Genomic DNA, 17,656 nt, shown 5'->3' with positions numbered 1-17,656 from the left:
GCCGCCGGGTGCGGTGGCGCCGGCGTATCATCCGCCTGGTGCGCGCCACGTGGTGAGCTAACGCGGCTCAACCGGAGCGGGCCCCGCCGTGGGCGGGCCCCGCTCCGTTCCGCGTGCGCGTGTGACACCGCGTGCCGATGTGGCTCGTGGGGGCTTCGTCGCGCAACCTCAGGCGCCGTTACGCGCCGGCACGCGCCCTGCGGTAGAGCAGCGTTCCGCCGAGCAGCGCTCCCGCACCCACGGGGACGAGGACGCCGAGGGGCAGGTCGCTACCGGTGTGGGCGAGCTGCGCGGCGCCCGAGGGCTGGGTGACGAAGTGCCCACCGGGGTGGTTGACGTGCCGCGAGCCACCGCCGCCCGGCTGCTGCGGTGTGCCGGGGTTGGTCGGCTGACCGGGCTGTCCCGGCTGCTGGGGCGTGCCGGGGGGCGTGCTGCCACCTCCACCGGGGGGCGTCGTGCCGCCCCCACCGCCGGGAGGCGTGGTACCGCCCCCGCCGCCGGGAGGCGTCGTACCACCCCCACCGCCGGGAGGCGGCGTCTGGTGGCCGCCACCGGGCGGGGTGGTGGTGTGGCCGCCCGGGGTGTTGGCGCAGTCGTTGCCGACTGCCGCGTTGCCGAGTCCGCCCACGTTCACGGTGTTGCCGCAGACGTTCACCGGGACGTCCACCGGCGCCTGGACGTTGTTGCCGGAGCCGACGCCCCCCGAGCCGCTGGTGTGCCCGCTCGCGTGGGATCCGCCGCCGTTGTGGCTGCCGGCGCCCCCGTTGGCGCATGTGTTGCCGGCCGCCGGGTTGAGCAGCCCGATCACGTTCACGGTGTTGCCGCAGACGTTCACCGGAATGTGCACGGGCGCCTGAATGACGTTGCCCGACAGCACGCCGGGCGAGTCGGTGGCCGATCCGTTCGCACCCGAGTCGGCGTGTGCGTAGCCGCCGGTGACGGCGAGGACGCCGGTCGCCGCCGCCACGGTCATCAGGCCCTTGCGGGTGACCTGTCGCATTACTGATTCCCTGCCTTCGACGATGGTCGTTGACCTTCTGGAAAGCGCCCGCACGCTGACTGCGCGGGCGCGGAGGAACCGGTCGGCCCCGGAGCGCATGGCACGCACTCCGGGGCCGGCGGACTCAGACCCTCATGGGGTGAGGCCCCTCACGGGGTGAGGCACAACGTCAGTTGTTGATGCAGGTGTTGCCGAAGGCGGGGTTCAGCAGCCCGATCACCGAGATCGTGTTGCCGCAGACGTTCACCGGGACGTGCACCGGAACCTGAATGACGTTGCCGGACACAACACCGGGAGAGTGCACGGCGGCACCCTGGGCACCCGAGTCGGCGACGGCCAGGCCCGCGCCCGCGAGAACCAGACCGCCAGTGGCAGCCGCAGCAGCGACGACCTTCTTGATCATTATTCCTCCTTGTTGGCAAAAGCGATCCAACCCGCGGACCGCATCACGTGTAACGAGGAGGGAGTAATGGAGCTACGAGCGTATGGTCGCATTCACCCGTCCTGGTCGGCCCCCGTACGCGCTCGCGAATAGTGCAGTCTCGTTTCAGCACGCAAACCAGGACGGATCAAAGGGAGTTCAGGGCCGAGGGAGGGCACTCATGACGCGTCGATGAACCGGTCGAGGACGCGCACGCCGAACTTCAGCGCATCCACCGGAACCCGCTCGTCGACGCCGTGGAACATGCCCGCGAAGTCCAGCTCCGGCGGCAGCTTCAGCGGTGCGAAGCCGAAGCAGCGGATGCCGAGGTCGGCGAAGGACTTGGCATCGGTGCCGGCCGAGAGCATGTACGGCACGGCGCGGGCGATCGGGTCCTCGGCGGACAGCGCGGTCTGCATGGCCTCGACCAGCGCGCCGTCGAAGGTGGTCTCCAGCGCCTTGTCCGCATGCACGTCCTCGCGCTTGACGCGCGGGCCGAGGATGCGGTCGAGGTCGGCGAGGAACTCCTCCTCGTAGCCCGGCAGATAGCGCCCGTCGACGTGCGCGGTGGCCTGGCCCGGGATCACGTTCACCTTGTAGCCGGCGCCCAGCTGGGTCGGGTTGGCGGTGTTCTGCAGGGAGGCGCCGATCAGCTTGGCGATGCCGCCGAGCCTAGCGAGCGTCTCGTCCATGTTCTCGGGGTCGAGCTCGGTGCCGAGCGCGTCGCCGAGTTCGTCGAGGAAGTGCCGCAGTGTCTTGGTCACGCGCACCGGGAACCTGTACCGGCCGAGGCGCCCGACGGCCTCGGACAGCTCGGTGATGGCGTTGTCCTTGTGGATCATCGAACCGTGACCGGCGGTGCCGTCCACGGTGAGCTTCATCCAGTGCATGCCCTTCTGCGCGGTCTCGACGAGGTACAGCCGCAGCTTCTCGTTGACCGTGAAGGAGAACCCGCCGACCTCGCCGATCGCCTCGGTGACGCCCTCGAAGAGGTCGGGGTGCTTGTCGACCAGGTACCGGGCGCCGTACGTCCCGCCGGCCTCCTCGTCCGCGAGGAAGGCGAGGACGATGTCGCGCGGAGGCCTGCGCCCGCTGCGCAGCCGGTCCCGGACGACCGCCAGCGTCATGGCGTCCATGTCCTTCATGTCGACCGCGCCGCGCCCCCACACGCACCCGTCGGCGATCTCGCCGGAGAACGGGTCGTACGTCCAGTCCTGCGCATTGGCCGGTACGACGTCGGTGTGGCCGTGGATCAGCAGCGCGGGCCGCGAGGGGTCCTCGCCCTCGATACGGGCCACCGTGGAGGCCCGGCCCTTGTGCGACTCGAAGATCTGCGGTTCGAGCCCCACCTCGGCAAGCTTCTCGGCGACGTACTCGGCGGCCCTGCGCTCGCCGGGCCCGGAATGGTCGCCGTAGTTGCTGGTGTCCATCTGGATCAGCTCACGGCAGAGGTCCACGACCTCGTCCTCGCCGGTGACGCTCCTGGCCGTCTCCGTTTCGGTCACGCTGCTTCCTCCCGCTGTCGCTGCTGGTCGTTCCTCACATCCTCTCTCCGACCTCCGTCGCACCCAAGGCCGCACCCGGCCCGTCACACGACGTTCACGGCGGACCGGGCCGGAACGGGGTGCGATCGAACGCCCCCGAAAGCCTGGTAATGTTTCCTTCGTCGCCGCGGGGGAAACCCCGCCGACAGACACCTGGTCCGGGTGGCGGAATGGCAGACGCGCTAGCTTGAGGTGCTAGTGCCCTTTATCGGGCGTGGGGGTTCAAGTCCCCCCTCGGACACATTCAGCGGACGGTGCCGATCGGCACCGTCCGCTTTTGCGTGCCTAGACTCTGATGTATGGCCCGGCCCAACGACGAGGTCGAGGCGCTCCTTCAGGAGTACGCGGACCTCATCGCAATCACGGGAGGCGACGCGTTCAAGGTGCGCGCCTACGAGAAGGCCGCGCGTGCCATCGGCGGGTATCCCGCCGACATCTCCCGCCTGGACGCCGACGGGCTGCGGGAGATCCCGAACGTGGGGAAGTCGATCGCCGAGAAGGTGCTCGAGTACCTGCGCAGCGGCACCGTCTCGGTGGTGGAGGAACGCAGGGCGCGCATCCCGGCCGGGGTACGGGAGCTCATCACGATCCCCACGCTCGGCCCGAAGAAGGCGATGCGGCTCTACGAGGACCTGCACATCTCGTCGGTGAACGAGCTGGCCGCCGCCATCGAGGCGGACGCGCTGCACGACCTGAAGGGCTTCGGCGAGAAGACGCAGGAGAACATCCTGCACGGCATCGAACTGATGCAGCAGGCGGGCGGCCGCATCCCGCTGCACCTGGCTCTCGACACCGCCGAGGGGATCGTCGCCGAACTGTCCGAGGTGACCGGCTGCCTGCGTTGCACCTACGCCGGCTCCCTGCGTCGTATGAGGGAGACCATCGGCGACATCGACGTCCTCGTCTCGGCGAAACGGTCCGCCCCCTTCATGGACGCGCTGGCCGCGCTGCCGTCCACCGCCGAGGTGATCGCCCATGGCGCGAAGAAGACGTCGATCCGCACCACCAAGGGCGTCCAGGTCGATCTTCGGGTGCTGCCGCCGGACTCGTGGGGCGCCGGACTGCAGTACTTCACCGGTTCCAAGGCGCACAACATCCGCACCCGCACCATCGCGGTGCGCCAGGGCCTGAAGCTCTCCGAGTACGGCCTGTTCGACGTGGACAGCGGGGAGTCGGTCGCCTCCCGCTCCGAGGAGGAGGTCTACTCCCGGCTCGGCCTGCCGTGGATCCCGCCCACACTGCGTGAGGACCGGGGCGAGATCGAGGCCGCCCTGCACGGCGAGCTGCCCGATGTGGTGACCGAGCGCAGCATCCGTGGCGACCTGCACACCCACACGGACCTCACCGACGGCCTCGCGTCGCTGGAGACGATGGTGGCGGCCGCCGCCGAACGCGGCTACGCCTACTACGCGGTCACCGACCATGCGCCGAATCTGTACATGCAGCGCATGACCGACGAGAAGATCCTCGCCCAGCGGGAGGAACTGCGGGCGCTGGACGGGACCCATCACCGGATGCGGCTGCTGCACGGCACCGAACTCAACATCTCTCCCGAGGGCGAGGTGGACTGGCCCGACGAGTTCCTGGCGGGCTTCGACATCTGCGTGGCCTCCCTGCACTCCCACTTCGACCTGGGCCGGAAGGAGATGACCAGGCGGCTCGTGCGGGCCTGCGAGAACCCGTACATCAACGTCCTCGGCCACCCGACCACCCGCCTGATCGGCAAGCGGCCGGGCGTCGACGCCGACTGGGACGAGGTGTTCGCCGTCTGCGCCCGTACGGGCACCGCGCTGGAGATCAACGCCCAGCCCGACCGGCTCGATCTGGGCGACGAGGACATCCTGCGTGCCAAACAGCAGGGCGCGAAGTTCGCCGTGAACACCGACGCCCACTCCGTCCTCCACCTCGCACAGCTGCGCTACGGCGTCGCCACCGCGCAACGCGGCTGGCTGACCCCGGACGACGTCATCAACACCTGGCCGCTGCGCCGTCTGCGCCCCTTCCTGCGCAAGGGCAGGCCCGCGTGAGCAGCGCCGAGCCGCGCACCGGGTCAGGCGTGCTGTCCTGCGCGCAGTGGCCGGAGTGTGAGCGTGCCGTCGGGTTTGCGGTCGACGGCGGTGGCGAACGCACGGCTGCATCTGTCCAAGGCGGTGCACAGCCAATCGGTGTCCTCGGGTGAGGCGTGTTCCAGCCGCATTCTGCGCGCCTGCAGGGGCACCATCCGCACGTCGCCGAGCCGGCCGCTGCCGGGTTCCACCGACACCAGATACAGCAGCCGCAGATCGTCCCGGTAGCGCTCGTAGCCGCCGATGCCCTCGTAGTCGTCGATGAGGTCGCCGCAGCCGTACAGGACGAGCCTGTCCCGGTACACCTCCAGCGGGCGCGGGTGGTGCGAGGAGTGTCCGTGGACGATGTCCACGCCCGCGTCGACGAGCGCGTGGGCGAAGTGGATCTCGGCGCGCGAGACGGCATAGCCCCAGTTGGGGCCCCAGTGGACCGACACGACCGCGATGTCGCCCGGTCGCTTCAGCTGCCGCAGGCGTTCGGCGAACGCGTACGCGGCCGTTTCCGAGGGCCGTTCGAGGAAGTCGACACCGGACTGCTCCTCGGTGGCGGCCCAGTCCTCGGGGATCCCGCTGGACGCCGTCCCGATGGAGAAGACCAGTACCCGTCCGCCCGCGGCGAGGGGGACGATCGCCGGCCGCCTCGCCGTCACCGCGTCCCGGCCCGCGCCCGCCGTCCGCAGCCCGGCACCCGCCAGGGAGTCGAGCGTCTCGTCGAGGCCGCGCCTGCCGAAGTCGAGCACATGGTTGTTGGCCAGGGCGCAGACGTCCGGGCGGACCGCGGCCAGGCACGGCAGGTTGGCCGGGCTCATCCGGTAGTGGACGCCCTTGCGGGGCGCGAACTCCCCGTCCCGGGTGACGGAGGTCTCCAGGTTGACCACCCGTACATCGGGGGCGGTGTCGTCGAGGACGGACAGCGCCTCGCCCCAGGGCCAGCGGAAGGCGACCGGCCGGGGAATCGGCCCGTTGGCCACCTCGGCCAGGCCGACGTAGGCCCGGGCGTCGCGGATGTATGTCTCCCGCAGCGCCGGGTCACCGGGGTGAGGGAGGATCTGGTCGACGCCCCGGCCGAGCATGACGTCACCGCCGAGGAACAGGGTGACCACGCCCTTGTGCACCTTTCTTCCGAACTGGAGCGGTCGCCGCGCCGCTACACGTGCGCGGGGGCCATGTGGTCGGTGAACCAGTCGCGGGCCAGGTCGGTCACCGCCTCCAGTGCGCCGGGTTCCTCGAACAGGTGCGTGGCGCCGGGGACGATCGCGAGCCTGTTCTCGCAGCGCAGCCGGGCCTGCGCCTGCCGGTTGAGGTCGAGCACGGTCGGGGGGGGGGGGGGCGCGGGGGGCCCCCCCCCCCCCGCGGCAGGGGAGCGGCACGAGACCCTGGTCGCAGGTTCGAGTCCTGGGCAGGACCCGCAAATGAGCTGTACTGGGATTTGTGGAGTCCCTGATGCCAGGGTTACGGTCCTGGCGAAGGAGAACCACCAGCAGCATGGCAGCACCCCGTAAATACCCGGACGAGCTCCGCGAGCGCGCGGTCCGCGAGGTCCGCACCACCGGCCGACCGATCGCCCACGTCGCGAAGGACCTCGGCATCCACAAGGAAGCCCTGCGCGGCTGGGTCCGCCAGGCCGCAGCTCATGCCACTGATCGAGGAGATCCACGCGGAATCGGGCGGCTCTTACGGGGCCCGCCGGATCACCCGGGCCCTGCGCCGCAAGGGCGTGCTGGTGGCTCGCTGCACCGTCGAGCGGCTGATGGCCGAGCTGGGACTGGAGGGCGTCATCCGCGGGCAGCGGCGGCGGACCACCGTGGCAGAGCCGTCGGCGCCCCGCCCGCCGGACCTGGTCGACCGCGACTTCAGCGCCTCACGGCCGGATCAGCTGTGGGTGGCGGACATGACGTATGTGCGCACCTGGTCCGGGGGGAGCGAACCACATGCGGACCGAACTCCCCTTGGATGCCCTGGAGATGGCGCTGTGGGGACGGAGGATCAAGACGGTCTCATTCATCACAGCGACCGCGGGTCGCAATACGAATCAATTCGGCATACTGAGAGGTTGTCCGACATCGGGGCTTCAGCCTCAGTTGGCTCGGTCGCGGACAGCGCGGAGGGTCGCCATCGCTCGGGGTTGAACCCGTATGATGCGAGGCCGGAGTAGCGCCCCGAGGGCTACACGACCCATCGAATGAAGCCAGGGAGCTGGCTCGCCCATCTTGGAGCGCGACCGTGAATCCGAAAAGGCTTCGTCGGCCCCTGCGCATCATGTTGGCCGTTGCCGTAGGGGCTGCTCTCGCCATTGCCGTCACTGCATCGATCATGAAGGACCGCAGGCATGGGGAGGGTGCCGTGGGTGAAGTACTGGTGAGCGGTGACGGCCGCACCATCACCACCCTGAACAGCCGGGCCCCATGCCAGCAGGACCCGCCCCTCCTGGTGGCGAGCGAAACCCGCGATTCCGTCACCTTGGTACTGCAGGAAAGCGATGTCGATCTCCGGCCTCAGTGCAACAGCATCGACGAGCAGATCACCACGACGCTGCAGTCACCGCTGGGGACACGACGGCTGGTAGACGCCGGTAACGGCTGGACCATTGCCCCCTTCGACCAGAAGCGGCTGGCCAACCCGCGGTATCTCCCACCAGGCTATTCGCCAACAACTGACGTGCACTGGAGCGACTTCGACCGGCATGAGCTGCTGTCGCCCTTCTTCATGCGTGACCGGAACTCAGGCCCCGCCTGGACCCGTTTCTACCATCGCACCTCGGAGAAGGCGTCTTTGAGCATCACGCAAATCGCCGGAAATCTCACAGTGAGTGCCGCAGGCACTCCGGAGTCCATCCATGGGTACTTCGGTCGGCTCACCCCGGACTCCAATAGCACCGTGACATGGACGAACGGGACCTACACATTCATCGTGAGCACCACGGATCAGGACCTGCACGAAGCCGAACTCCTGAGGATCGCCAAACAACTCACCCCGTGAAACCCAGGATCACCACCGCCAACTCTGCAGTCCGAAACTGAAGTTCCCCCGCTGGCAGGGCGCTTTCAAAGGCGGGTTGATCTTTGTAGACGTGCTGGTCACGGACCCGTGACGATGGCTGGCGGGTGCGTCACCAGGGCTGATGGTTCCCGCTTGGCGAGATGGACTGATCATGCGCGTGCGTACTGAGGCGGTCCGAGGTGTCCGGGCTGGAGGCGACGAACGCGACCCCCGATGATCAAGGTTGTCGAAGCCTTTGATCAAGAACAGGGGTCGCGTTCGCGTGTCATCCTCCCTGATCGGTGTCCTCCAACGCCACCGCGAGGACGTCGACTTGTCCTGCCCACCCCGCCGAACTGCCCGACCTGACCTCGTTGTCGACGGTCCTGGACCGGCTTCCCGATCCGCGGCGTGTAAGAGGCCGCCGCTACCGGCTGGGCTCTCTGCTTGCCCTGTGCCTACTTGCGGTCCTCGGCGGGGCCACCACACTGGCCGGCATCGCACGGTTCGCCATCGACTCCACCCCTGAAGTGCGCAAACGGATCGGACTGGATCGTCTTCCGCGCGCCACCACCCTGGGCCGCCTTCTGTCCCGCATCGACGGCGACGCCCTTGATGACGCCGTGGGCGCCTGGCTTGCCCGGCACTCCCGTGACCCCGTCGAAACCGATCCACCCGAGCTTGTGGGGCTGGCCGTCGACGGCAAAGCCGTACGCGGCAGCCGCGACGGCGGCAAGAGCGCCATCCACCTGCTCGCCGCCGTCCTGCATGAGAACCAGACCGTAATCTCACAGCGGCAGATCGCCGCGAAGAGCAACGAGATCCCCGCCTTCGCCCCGCTGCTGGAACGGCTCGACCTGCGCGGGCACGTCATCACCGCCGACGCGATGCACACGCAGACCGATCACGCCGAGCAGATCACCGCCCAGGGCGCCCACTACATCCTGGTCGTGAAAGGGAACCAGAAGAAACTCCGCCGACAGCTGCGGCGACTGCCCTGGTGCGAGATTCCGCTCCAGCACCGCACCCGGGACACAAACCACGGCCGCCGCGAGATCCGCCGTCTGAAGGTCTGCACCGTCCAGCCCGGCCTGCTCTTCCCGCACGCTGTCCAGGCCATCGAGATCAAGCGCCGCCGCACGAACCACAAGACCGGCAAGACTACCGTCAAGACGATCTACGCGATCACCAGCCTCAGCCCCGCCCAGGCCACCCCGGCCCAACTCGCACAACTGATCCGCGGGCATTGGCAGGTCGAGGCTCTGCACCACGTGAGAGACGTGACCTTCGCCGAGGACGCCTCCCGCATCCGCACCGGCACCGCTCCCCGAGCCATGGCGACCCTCCGCAACCTCGCCATCGGCCTCATCCGCCAGGCTGGCTGGACAAACATCACCGCCGCCACCGACCACTACCGGTCACGAGCCGACCACGCACTCCAACTACTCGATCTTGAAACCTGAGAACGCATCAGCCCTGGTCACGGACCGCTGCCAGCAGCGGCACCTCGCCCCTGCGGTACTTCGCCCGCACCGCCTGGGCGACCTCGGCCACTGGCTGTGGCCACGGCCGCGGATCCATCGGCACCCCGACCCACCCCCTACGACCGGGACGCACAGGGACCGGCCGCACCACGATCATCCCCGACCGCGAATCCAGGCACCGCCGCTGCGGCCAGTGACCACCAGGGGCGCCGGATGCTGCCACACCGTGCCGAGGCTGTCGCCGCCGAATTGGAAGCCACCCGCGAAGATGCCCTGGCGGCTGGCGAGGCCGACGACCAGGAGACACTCGGCGAACTGCACATGGAGTGGCAGGGGCGGCTGCGGCGTCTGCTCGCCGCCCAGCCCGGTGCCGCTGTGGAACCGCGTAGACTTCTCGACGAACTTGAGCCGAGGGGCGCGACCGGTCCTGCGATCACTCAGCACGCCAGCGCGTCCGGCCACGCCCGGATTTATCAGGCCGGACGAGACCAGCACATCGCGGAGCGATGACAGGTGCGATGGACGGCCACGCCGAGGATCGTGGCCGTGTCTACCAGGCGTCGGGCGACCAACACATCAGTGAACACCACCACTACGGCGATGAGGTGGCCGCGCCCGGTGGGCCCGACTCGGTTCGTCGTCCGGCCGTCGGTCGGCCTCCGGTCGTTCTGCGTGACCGTGCCGAGGTGCTGGAACGGCTGCGAGCAAGTGTGCGGGCGGGGTGTGGGGGCGAGGTCTACGTGCTGTATGGCATGGGCGGCTGCGGCAAGACCGCGGTCGCCTACACGTTCTTCCAGCTGGCCACCGACGAATGCGGCAGGGTGGGCCTGTGGGTCAGCGCCTCCGATCGCGCGAGCCTGCGCGCGGGCATGCTCGCAGTGGCTGCCGACCGGGGTGCCGGCGACGGCGAACTGTTGGCCGCCCGCACCGGACTGCGCCCCGCCGCCGATCTCGTCTGGCAGTATCTCGACCGCTCCGCCGAGCCCTGGCTGCTGGTGCTCGACAACGCCGACCAACCCGAGATCCTCCGGGACGGCAGCTGGCTGCGCACCAGTCCACGCGGCACGGTGCTGGTGACCACTCGCCGCTCGGCCGCCCGCTGGTGGCCAGGGGCAGAGCTGCAGCACATCGGCGTACTGCCGCGTGAGGATGCCGCGCGGGTGCTGTGCGACCTCGCCCCGTACAGTGGCACACAGGAGGAGGCGGCGCAGGTCGCGGAAGGTCTCGGCCGGTTGCCGCTCGCCCTCACGCTGGCAGGCGGCTTCCTTTCCCAGCAAGTGCTCGATCCCTGGACGATGTCGACATCGGTGTGCGGTGTGCACAGAGCCACGGGGTGCTGCTCGACAGCGTCGCGGCGGCGACCCCGGCGGAACAGGTGCCGGTTCTCAGCACCACAGCGGTCCGATTGCTCGACGCGGCCGTGCCCGGTGTGCCCGACGCGGGCCCCTACGATCCGCTGCTTCGGCTGTTGGTGCCCCACGGGCTCGCCCTGCTGCGACGCGGCGGCGACGCGCCGACATCGGCTGACGCGCTGGCTGTGGCGACCAGGCTGTCCATCGCGCTGCATCGCACTGGGGAGTACCTGTCCGCCTGGGAGACCGCCCGGGCCGCTGCGGACCTTGGCGAGAGGCAGCTCGGTGCGGAGCACCGTCTCGTACTGGCCGCCCGCTCCAGGGCCGGCCGGGCGCTCTTTCGGCTGGGCAGGTACACCGAGGCCGAACTGCTGCTCGGGCCCGTCCGCGCGGCTCAGGAGCGATTGTTCGGGGCTGACGATCCCGACACCTTGGACAGCGGCCACGGCCTTCAGCTCGTTCTCGGAAATCTCGGGAAACGACACGAGGCCATCTCGCTCCTGCGGTCCACGGTCGCCGGCAGGCGCAGGGCACTGGGCCCTGCCCACCCGCTGACGTTGCGCTCCCGCTCAAGCCTGCTGGTCCTGTTGTCCGCGTCCGAGATCTTCGCCGAAGAAGACGGCGCGCTGCTGTCCCTGCCCTCGGAATGCGTCCGGTTCCTCGGCCCCGACCACACGGTGACCTTGGGAGCCCACCACAACCACGCCTGGGCGTTGTACCTGCTGGGCCGTTTCGACGAGGCTGATGAGGAGATACGGATGGTCACCGAGGCATACCGGAGACGTTTTGGCCCCGACTACCCGATCGCGCTCTCGGCCCAGCAGCTTCTGGCCCGAACCCAGGCTGCACGGGGCCACGTGGAGGTGGGGATCGAGGTGATGACGGATGTCGTGGCCAGGCGGGAACGCGGCCTGGGGTCCGACCACCCGTTCACCGATGCCAGCCGGCAACTGCTCGGCGAATTCACGTCGGGGCGATTGCGCCCGCCCAGAGCGTGACGGGGTACGGGCAGCGTCAGCAGGGAGGCCGCAAGTCGGGCTGGTTCACGCCGTTCTCGCAGCGCCCTTGAGGTGGGCGGTGAGCTTCTGGAGTGTGGTCCATGAGTCGGTGTTGGTGCCGTCGCCCAGTGGGTAGTGCAGGGCTGGGTGGGTGTGCGGGCCGAGTTGCCGGGGGCGTAGGGCGAGGGGTGGGCGGCGGGCGTGGGTGAGGCCGACGGTGCGTACGTCGCGTGCGCCGAGGGTGAAGGAGACCGGGGTGGGAGGGGCCTCCAGGCGTGGGGGCAGGGTGAGGTCGGCACGTGCTGCTCGCAGTGTGGTGAGCATCGTCGTGAGGTTGTGCTCGTTGACGAGTGTGACGGCGAGGGGCTCGAGGGCGTTCAGTGGGACGTCGGCGGCGGAGGCGTATCCCAGCGCGAGCGTGATGTCCTGGGCGACGCCGGCCGTCGTGCGCGTGATGCGGAGTGTGGCGATGGCCGGGCAGTCCGGATCGCCGACAGCGACGAGCTGGGTCGGTATGGGGGAGCGGTCGCGGGCCAGGTTCGTCAGCTGGCGTGGTGACCAGGGCAGGTTGACTGGCTCGGCGGTGCCCCACCCGGCTGGTGGCCTGCCGGTCAGGTGTCGCCAGGTTGTTTCCAGACCGCGGCCGAGGACTAGTTCTGCGGCGGGGGCGTCGACCGTGCGGAACGTGATGGTCAACTGGCGTTCTGGCGTGGGAGCGGAGTGCTTGGTGAAAGCGTCGGCCACGGTTGTGCCGGTCGGTGTGAAGGTGCCGTCGTGCCAGGTGAGTTGGACGCCGGACAGGCCGTCGTAGTAGCCGCCTGCCGGGTCTTGGACGACCCAGCGGTTGGGCGGGCCCGCCAGCGCCGCCCGCAGGGGGAGGCTGAGCCGGACGTCGGCGGGGGTGACCAGGTGCAGGGCGCGGTTCTGAGTGCTCGTCGTGCGGAGTACGTCGGAGAGCCAGGTGGTATATGCGGCGATGGGGCGGTCGGCGAGGACGACGGCCGTGGACTCGGTCAGGACATCGACTGCGGGGGTGTCGGGGGCGGCTGTGGCGGTGGTGTCTCCCGCGTCGGATGCTGGCGGGCCTTCCGGGATGGTCACCACGTGCGTCGTGGCCGCACCTGGCGGCCACACCGTTCCACCGAGCAGCGCCGTCAGACGCCCGCACACCGAGCCCGCGAGGCGTTCTGCTCCCGGCGCGCCGGTTGAGGCATGGGTCTCTGTCCACCAGTAGGGCAGCGGCGGCGCGGACACGCCGGTGCCCAGGAGGCGTTCGGCTTCGCCTGGTACGTGGACGAGGAGCGGGGCCTCCACGGAGACGAGGGGACGGCCGCTGCGGGTGCGCAACTGGAGGACGGCGCCATCGTCGGCGGCGGTGAGGCCCAGATCGGGGCCGCCTGCGAAGAGGCCGGCTATCAGGGAGCGGGTCTCCGGCATCTTCGGCGTGAGGGCGATGACGTCCGTGGTCATGCAGGGTCTCCCAGAGGAGCGAGCGGTCTGAATCAGGTCTCGAACTCGCCGACCCAAGCTCGCTCCAGGAGCGCCTTGGGAAGGTACTCCGACTCGACGTCGATCGGGAATCCGGCGTCATAGGCGAGACAAGCAATGGCAAGCGGGCCGAGAGCAATGACTCCGTTGAGGTCACGGCCCCGATCTTCCGTGGCGGTCCAGTACGCCTTATGGAGTTCCAATGCCTCGACCAGTGCGGCATTGAAACCTTCGTGATCCTTACGCAAGAAGTAGGCGAAGAGGTTGATGGGTTGATACAGGACGTTCTGGAGAAGATCCCGTGGTGCGATGGTGGCAATCTCGGGGTAGGAAGCATCGATTGCCCGCTTCAGTTTTTCGGCGAGCCCGGGACGTTCAAGCCAGTACGTTTGCAGTGCGTCGACCCAGTGATAAACGTACTCGTCGCCGCGTGCTCCGGATGCCCTCAGCAGCTCGACAGGCACTTGGCACATGGCGTCCATGCGCTCCTGCTCCCGGCAGATGATGACGAGCCAAAAAGTCGTCAGCCAGTTACCGGCATTTGCATAGAACTGCGGCCCTGTCGCCGGAATAGTGCGGATTTCATCAATGATTCGGCACTCGATGACGCCTTCCGTCGCCTGCGCCGCTGCGAACGCAGCTGTCCCCACCTGCATCGCGGAAACCGTTGCCTCCCAGGTGTCCAGCTCCGACGCATCTGGATCGAGGACAGCGCGCGCCTGAAGCAACGTCAACGTCTCATCCATCGTCAGGCCGAACACGGTGGCCGACCGGCCGAGGTCATCGACGCTGTCTTCCAGGTCCTCGGCCAGGTCCTTAAGAGCAGCCTGGTCCAGCGTCCCTGGCCTGGTGTGTCGCGCCACTCGCGCCGTCACGTAGCACTCCCGTCAGCTGAGGTCGAACGTCCACTTCATATAGCCAGCGTACTCACCTGCGGCAGTTGTCTTTGCCTTGACCAAGACGTATTCGACATTGCCTTGCCTGAGGGCCTTCCTCAGTTCGCGGTAGAGGCGCATCTCGTTGGTATCCCCGTCAATCCCTCGTTTACGCATCTCCCTCAAGATATCTTGGAAGTATTCCTTGGAACCCTGCCGCGCGTCAAACCCGTTGGGAAGTTCCCGCTTGCCGAGGTCCAATCGGTGACTCCCCTTGGCCTCGATGACAACGAACTTCTTGACACCGTTCTCTCCGGTATGGCTCCATAGCTGATCGAACTGGTCATTCCCGTTCTTCGGGCCGGAAACTTCTTCCCATTGATATCCCTGGTAATGCTCGGGAATCACATGATGGCGGGCTACGGCCTCACCGAATGCCTCACTGTCCGCGCTCATCTTTTCGTGGAACGGAGCGTGTTCGGCCTTCACTTCCTCATAAGTCCGAAGGTTATCGGCGGTCGGTGCGGCTTCATATGCTTTCTTTGCTGCGCGTACCGGCTCGTGCCAGGCGTTGTCTGCCTGGACTGATCCGTGCCGCTGGTGAGCAGAGTCCTTGATGGCTGTGAATCCATCGTCGGTGGGTACCGTGTCCGGCCCTCGAACGATTTTCGAGCCGGGTGTGTATTTTTCCGGGATGGGTGACGGCTTGTCGCTTGCTGCAATCCAGGAACCGGGGTGATTCGGATCTTTCTTCAGGTGAGGTGGAGGATATCCACTCTCGTCCGTGATGAAGACGCGAAGCCTACGCCCATTATTTTTGTAATATTTCTCAAGATAACCTGGCTCATGGTTCGCCCGGTAGACCTGCACATCCTTGATCTGATGGGGATCGAGCTGGTGATACCAATCCTTGCCCGCTGGATGAAGTTCATCTCCGCCGCGCTCTGGCCATTCGTCCGAGCCGCCCCCGTGGCCTCCATGAGGGCTGGGCATACTACCCTCCCCGCCGAGAACCTCCTCGGAGTGCCCGGATTCGCCGGCATAGGCACTTTCACCGGATCCTGCGCCGAGTTCTCGGGAAACTCCGCCTGGTACGTGCTGGGAGGCGTGCCCGACATTCTCGACTGTGGCGGTTGCCTCGTGCGCGCCCACCAGTTCAGCCTCTCGGGCGTGAGCCACCGGTGGGACGGCGCGCTCGGCCGCCGTCTTCTCGACTGGAGCCTGGGCGACGTGCTGTTGCAGGGTGCCGTCGGCGTTGAGGAGGTGGCCGTCGCGGGTGAGGTAGAGGAGGTTGCCCTTGGCGTCGGCGTAAGGCACTGCGTCGTGAGGGATCTTGGTTGATTGGAGGGTGTCGGCCGGCTTGAGCAGGTCGAGTGTCGCGACGGTGTGCACGTTCTTGAGTGTGGTGAAGGCGTCGCCGACCTTGACGAAGGCGAACTTTCCCGCCTTGCCGACGTAGGTAAGGGGGTCGATGGCCCGTCCCACCTTGCCCGCGACCGACAGGGCGCGGGCCGCAGCGGCTGTCTTTCCGGCGCCGGAGGCAGCCGCGCCCGCGCCGTCAGTGCCCAAGAGAGTCAGCACGTTGAAGCCGACGGCGCCCGCCGCGCGGGACGGGTTTGTCTTCCAGGTGTCCCAGGCGACGAACCCCTTGGCGGCCTGTTTGGTGGCGGTGCGGGACTCGCGCAGCCAGGAGGGGAGCTGGTCCTCGGGCGCCAGCCACCATGCGCCGAAGGTGGCGCTCGTGAGCGCCGAGGCGGTGCTGAGCTTGGCCATGTTCTTCCATGCCTCGCCCGCCGCGTCCCAGCCGTCCCAGCCGACCAGGGTGCCCAGGCCATGGACGGTGCCCATCACGCCGTCGGTCCACAGGCCGTCCCAGACCTGCCCGGCCTGGTGGGTCAGCCAGTTCAGGCCCTCGTACTCCGGCTCGGCCGCCGCTCCCCATGGGGTTTCCTTGGCGTGATCTAGGTCGTCGGCCCGGTAGCCGTACATGTTCTTGCCGTGCGAGCCGTCGTCGACGGTGAGCGACGTGCCGCGGATCAGTGCGGTGATCTTGTTGTGGCAGGCGCGTTCGGCGGCCTGGAAGGCTGCGACCGTGTGGTTGACGTCATGCCAGAGATCGTTGTTCGTCTGGACCTTGTCGTGGTCCTTGCGCCAGTGTTCGTCCCCTGTCACGGTCTCCACGAACGTGGTGGCCTTGGCCTTGAGCGTTGCCAGTCTCTCTATCAGCGGCTGGACTTCGGCGCTGTAGTCGGACAGGGCCGAGGCGACCTTCTCAAGGTCGTCGGCGAACGCGTCGGACTTCGTCTTCACCGGCTGTGTGGAGGAGAACAGGTCGTGGGCTTCCGGGGCGTGGTAGAAGGCGGTCAGTCCCTGAAAGGTGTTGTGGACGTTCGCGCCGGAGGCGCGGAACTCGGCCGCGTTCGCCGAGAGCAGCATCGCGTCGATGTCCAGCGTGGACAGGTCTCCGATGAAGTGCGGAATCCCGGATGGGTCGATCAGGTTTGCCTCGTCACCCATCACTGGCCCTCGGTCCGGCGGCCGTGCTCGCTTGCCCCCGGCAGGTCCACCTTTGGTTCCTTGGCCGCCTGGCGCTGGGCGTTGGCCGCCAGTTCCAGGTCACCGTGGATGTAGTAGCCGGTGGCCTCGGCTGCGCCGTTCAACGACCTTGAGGTGCGCTTGGCGATGTAGAGCAGGTCACGGCTCCAGTGCTGCAGGAACTCACCCAGCGCCGCACCAACTTCCCCCACCGTGCTCGTGTAAGGCCCGTATTGGCTGCTAAGTGTGCCTGCGGCCGAGGCCGCCTCCTCCAGATTCCCCTGCATTGCCGAACCCGTTTCCGACAGGCTCTTTGCCGCCGTCCCCGACTTGTTGAGAACACCGCGCACCCCGGCCACGTCGATGTCCCACCCCGTCACAGTGCCCCCTACTCCCCGTAAGTGCCCGGCACCCTGGGCGTCGCCCCGGCGTTCGCCACTGGGTGCTCCGCTACCGCATCCGTTCCACAGTTCGTCGAACATGCTCTCGTGCGAGGTGTTATGGGTGCAACGCACCCCCACGGCAAGGTGGCTGGAATCGTGCCGTGGAGTTGGGCGTGGTGAGGCGCTGAGAGTGATGCTGCGCCTTGGCTTCCTTTGTGGCTGCGCACCGGAACCCATCCGACTCAGATGCTGGGTACCGGGGCGTGGTCTGCCACGCCGCAGGTGCTGTCGGTTCGTGCGGGTCGGACGCTCGTTTCAGTGAGCCGAATAGTAGGACTCCGTTAGGTCTGTCTGCCTGCATCAGGGGCATGAGGACTGTGTGGACGCACATGAAGTGAACCGTGTTCGGGCGATGTTGGCGTTATTCGTGGCGGATGTGTTCGCCTCGGTGCCGCGCAAGGACCAGCGGGCCAAGGGCGACTGCTATCTGCGGGGACTGATGATGGACGGTCGCCGCAAGTCCATCCAGGC

Annotated in this window: 15 protein-coding genes, 1 tRNA gene and 2 pseudogenes; 8 read left to right on the top strand and 10 right to left on the bottom strand. The window is 68.0% G+C overall.

The features are described from left to right. Window positions 1-178: 178 nt before the first annotated feature. From ABT186_RS44625 to ABT186_RS44615, 3 genes are all read right to left on the bottom strand, one after another. Complete coding sequence (locus tag ABT186_RS44625) at window positions 179-1,000, bottom strand: chaplin (protein WP_351930112.1); 822 nt, start codon at window positions 998-1,000, stop codon at window positions 179-181. A gap of 169 nt (window positions 1,001-1,169) precedes the next feature. After that, entirely contained in the window at window positions 1,170-1,403 is a 234-nt protein-coding gene (gene chpH / locus ABT186_RS44620) for a chaplin ChpH (protein WP_351236823.1), read from the bottom strand. A gap of 197 nt (window positions 1,404-1,600) precedes the next feature. Beyond that, window positions 1,601-2,926 (bottom strand): M20/M25/M40 family metallo-hydrolase, encoded by a 1,326-nt coding sequence (locus ABT186_RS44615; RefSeq protein WP_351236825.1) that lies wholly within the window; start codon window positions 2,924-2,926, stop codon window positions 1,601-1,603. A gap of 195 nt (window positions 2,927-3,121) precedes the next feature. Between ABT186_RS44615 and ABT186_RS44610 the strand changes: the two genes are divergently transcribed. Further along, a tRNA-Leu gene (locus ABT186_RS44610) sits at window positions 3,122-3,206 on the top strand. Window positions 3,207-3,264: 58 nt separating this feature from the next. Beyond that, window positions 3,265-4,992, top strand: coding sequence for a DNA polymerase/3'-5' exonuclease PolX (polX, locus tag ABT186_RS44605; protein WP_351930110.1), 1,728 nt, complete (start codon window positions 3,265-3,267; stop codon window positions 4,990-4,992). 23 nt (window positions 4,993-5,015) lie between these two features. On the opposite strand, the gene ABT186_RS44600 is transcribed toward polX, so the two are convergent. Both ABT186_RS44600 and ABT186_RS44595 read right to left on the bottom strand, forming a co-directional pair. Further along, window positions 5,016-6,146, bottom strand: a complete 1,131-nt coding sequence (locus tag ABT186_RS44600) for a CapA family protein (protein ID WP_351930108.1) — start codon at window positions 6,144-6,146, stop codon at window positions 5,016-5,018. A gap of 32 nt (window positions 6,147-6,178) precedes the next feature. Next, window positions 6,179-6,343, bottom strand: coding sequence for a hypothetical protein (locus ABT186_RS44595; protein ID WP_351930106.1), 165 nt, complete (start codon window positions 6,341-6,343; stop codon window positions 6,179-6,181). Between the two features lie 131 nt (window positions 6,344-6,474). Between ABT186_RS44595 and ABT186_RS44590 the strand changes: the two are divergent. The 4 genes and pseudogenes from ABT186_RS44590 to ABT186_RS44575 all read left to right on the top strand — a co-directional run. Next, window positions 6,475-6,603, top strand: a pseudogene (locus tag ABT186_RS44590) (hypothetical protein); the annotation flags it as partial. A gap of 61 nt (window positions 6,604-6,664) precedes the next feature. Then, the gene (locus tag ABT186_RS44585; protein ID WP_351930104.1) at window positions 6,665-7,186 is read left to right on the top strand and encodes an IS3 family transposase; all 522 of its coding nucleotides are present in this window, start codon (window positions 6,665-6,667) and stop codon (window positions 7,184-7,186) included. Window positions 7,187-7,374: 188 nt separating this feature from the next. After that, a complete protein-coding gene (locus ABT186_RS44580; RefSeq protein WP_351930102.1) occupies window positions 7,375-8,010 on the top strand; it encodes a hypothetical protein in 636 nt (211 codons plus the stop codon). A 302-nt stretch (window positions 8,011-8,312) separates the two neighbouring features. Continuing rightward, the gene (locus ABT186_RS44575; protein ID WP_351930100.1) at window positions 8,313-9,473 is read left to right on the top strand and encodes an ISAs1 family transposase; all 1,161 of its coding nucleotides are present in this window, start codon (window positions 8,313-8,315) and stop codon (window positions 9,471-9,473) included. 174 nt (window positions 9,474-9,647) lie between these two features. Here ABT186_RS44575 and ABT186_RS44570 read toward each other — a convergent pair whose 3' ends face one another. Continuing rightward, on the bottom strand, window positions 9,648-9,956 hold the full coding sequence (locus ABT186_RS44570) for a hypothetical protein (RefSeq protein WP_351930098.1): 309 nt from the start codon (window positions 9,954-9,956) through the stop codon (window positions 9,648-9,650). Between the two features lie 44 nt (window positions 9,957-10,000). Here ABT186_RS44570 and ABT186_RS44565 point away from each other — a divergent pair. Beyond that, window positions 10,001-11,844: pseudogene (locus ABT186_RS44565) on the top strand (tetratricopeptide repeat protein). A gap of 45 nt (window positions 11,845-11,889) precedes the next feature. Here the strand turns inward: ABT186_RS44565 and ABT186_RS44560 are convergent. From ABT186_RS44560 to ABT186_RS44545, 4 genes are read right to left on the bottom strand one after another with little or no spacing between them, the layout of a single operon-like run. Continuing rightward, window positions 11,890-13,314 carry a DUF6177 family protein gene (locus tag ABT186_RS44560; protein WP_351930096.1) on the bottom strand — a complete coding sequence of 475 codons (1,425 nt, stop codon included), beginning with the start codon at window positions 13,312-13,314 and terminating at the stop codon, window positions 11,890-11,892. A gap of 32 nt (window positions 13,315-13,346) precedes the next feature. Further along, window positions 13,347-14,207 (bottom strand): immunity 49 family protein, encoded by an 861-nt coding sequence (locus tag ABT186_RS44555; RefSeq protein WP_351930094.1) that lies wholly within the window; start codon window positions 14,205-14,207, stop codon window positions 13,347-13,349. A 12-nt stretch (window positions 14,208-14,219) separates the two neighbouring features. Continuing rightward, window positions 14,220-16,724, bottom strand: coding sequence for a hypothetical protein (locus tag ABT186_RS44550; protein WP_351930092.1), 2,505 nt, complete (start codon window positions 16,722-16,724; stop codon window positions 14,220-14,222). Beyond that, window positions 16,724-17,122 (bottom strand): DUF6507 family protein, encoded by a 399-nt coding sequence (locus ABT186_RS44545; RefSeq protein ID WP_351930090.1) that lies wholly within the window; start codon window positions 17,120-17,122, stop codon window positions 16,724-16,726. Before ABT186_RS44545 ends, ABT186_RS44550 begins: the two co-directional genes overlap by 1 nt. Before the next feature lie 382 nt (window positions 17,123-17,504). Between ABT186_RS44545 and ABT186_RS44540 the strand changes: the two genes are divergently transcribed. After that, window positions 17,505-17,656, top strand: a 152-nt coding sequence (locus ABT186_RS44540) for a transposase (RefSeq protein ID WP_351930114.1), incomplete at its 3' end; no start/stop codon positions are given.

The sequence above is a fragment of the Streptomyces sp. NPDC001634 genome, assembly GCF_040298185.1.
In the GTDB taxonomy this organism is placed as follows: Bacteria; Actinomycetota; Actinomycetes; order Streptomycetales; family Streptomycetaceae; genus Streptomyces.
Note: the sequence above shows the minus strand (reverse complement) of the source record. Positions and strands in the feature narration are given on the sequence as shown.

What these genes read in the sequence shown, in the direction of transcription:
- ABT186_RS44625 (WP_351930112.1), bottom strand. Translation starts at nt 1,000, where the DNA reads ATGCGACAGGTCACCCGCAAGGGCCTGATGACCGTGGCGGCGGCGACC.
- chpH (WP_351236823.1), bottom strand. Translation starts at nt 1,403, where the DNA reads ATGATCAAGAAGGTCGTCGCTGCTGCGGCTGCCACTGGCGGTCTGGTT.
- polX (WP_351930110.1), top strand. Translation starts at nt 3,265, where the DNA reads ATGGCCCGGCCCAACGACGAGGTCGAGGCGCTCCTTCAGGAGTACGCG.
- ABT186_RS44585 (WP_351930104.1), top strand. Translation starts at nt 6,665, where the DNA reads ATGCCACTGATCGAGGAGATCCACGCGGAATCGGGCGGCTCTTACGGG.
- ABT186_RS44560 (WP_351930096.1), bottom strand. Translation starts at nt 13,314, where the DNA reads ATGACCACGGACGTCATCGCCCTCACGCCGAAGATGCCGGAGACCCGC.
- ABT186_RS44550 (WP_351930092.1), bottom strand. Translation starts at nt 16,724, where the DNA reads ATGGGTGACGAGGCAAACCTGATCGACCCATCCGGGATTCCGCACTTC.